The 1253-nt window shown below is 38.8% G+C and carries 1 protein-coding gene and 1 pseudogene; both read right to left on the bottom strand.

Annotated features, from left to right (window positions below):
* Positions 1 to 939 (bottom strand): hypothetical protein (locus A3729_RS26755; protein WP_197476139.1); only part of this gene is annotated, 939 nt, incomplete at its 3' end.
* 121 nt (positions 940 to 1060) lie between these two features.
* Positions 1061 to 1253, bottom strand: a pseudogene (locus A3729_RS26745) (DUF1513 domain-containing protein); the annotation flags it as partial.

Genomic DNA, 1253 nt, shown 5'->3' with positions numbered 1-1253 from the left:
CTTTCGCATGACATGGGTTAGCCTTTGGATAGGAGCATTGATGGATCGGAATATGGCTAAATTAATAATAAGAATAATCACAGTCAGTACGCCGGTTATCATATAGAAGGTTGACTTACTTCGTGCTTTGGTTGCCTCTAACGAACTGTTCATCATGGCAGATAACGAAGTAAGCTGTTCCTCGCTTTGATGGATGGTAGCACGTAGCTGACCGAGCAAGCCTGTTTCGGGGCTTAATCCAAGTTCTTGTGTCTTAACCGTTAGCTTTCTAAAGTCATAAGCGTAAGCGTTCAGGTTTTTTCTGACCTGGTCTTTAATTTGCGAAGGTAGCGCTCTGCTATCCAAAGTAGACATTATTGCCGCCATATCAGTATTAAACTTATCGATGTATTTTGTGTCTAGTCGCAGCATAAAGTCTTTTTCTCGACGACGTAACATAAGTGTTTCCGCAAGCAGTTGGTAGTCTTTTAGCTCAGTAATAGCGGACTCAGCACTGTGTACTGATGCTCGAAGAGTACCGTAAAGCCCGGTTTTAGGTGTTAATCCTATTTCTTTTTGAGTTTTCGATATGGTTAAAAAAGTTTGATGATAGCTTTTTATTATGTCGCCTAATTTGGTGAGATTATCTTCAGTGTCAAACCCAAGTGAGTTGTTTAATACTTTTAGTTCGCTAATTTCTTTGTTTAGCTTTGCAACATTATCAGAGAATCGTGTGACGTATTTTTCATCTTTCCTGGTGAGGAAGTCCTTTTCATTCCGTCTCAAGGTAAGCATGTTAGAGTTAAGCTTTTCAATGGACACAAGCGAAGAAGCTGACTCTGATAGTGTCTTGCTAAAATTGAGCTCGACTAAGATGATTGTAAGCATACCAACTAATGTAATAGTGCAGATTGATAAGAGCTTAGATTTAATTGATATGTTATCTAACAGTTTGGACATATTTGACCCCCTATTGCCTATTCCAGAAGCTCGTTACCTATGAAGTTGAGCTGTATCACAGATAGTATAGTTGAGTTTTGACTTTTAGGAGCTTGAAAAATGGACTTTTGTATTTGTGTGTTTAGGCGCTCAAGAGATGGTTATCCCAGGCAATTTTGAGGCCTGGGTTGGATAAGTTTTGACTAAGTTCTTTTGTTGTATTGTTGTAGTGGTAAAGGTTGCCTAAGCCGTTGGAAATAACAAATTCATTGTTTCGATAGCTGGTTAAACCGCAGCCATCTTTACAACGAAGACTGCTTAAATAGATTAATTGA

The sequence above is a fragment of the Oleiphilus sp. HI0043 genome (assembly GCF_001634935.1).
The sequence above is the reverse complement of the archived record's forward strand: the minus strand, read 5'-3'. Positions and strand labels throughout refer to the sequence as shown.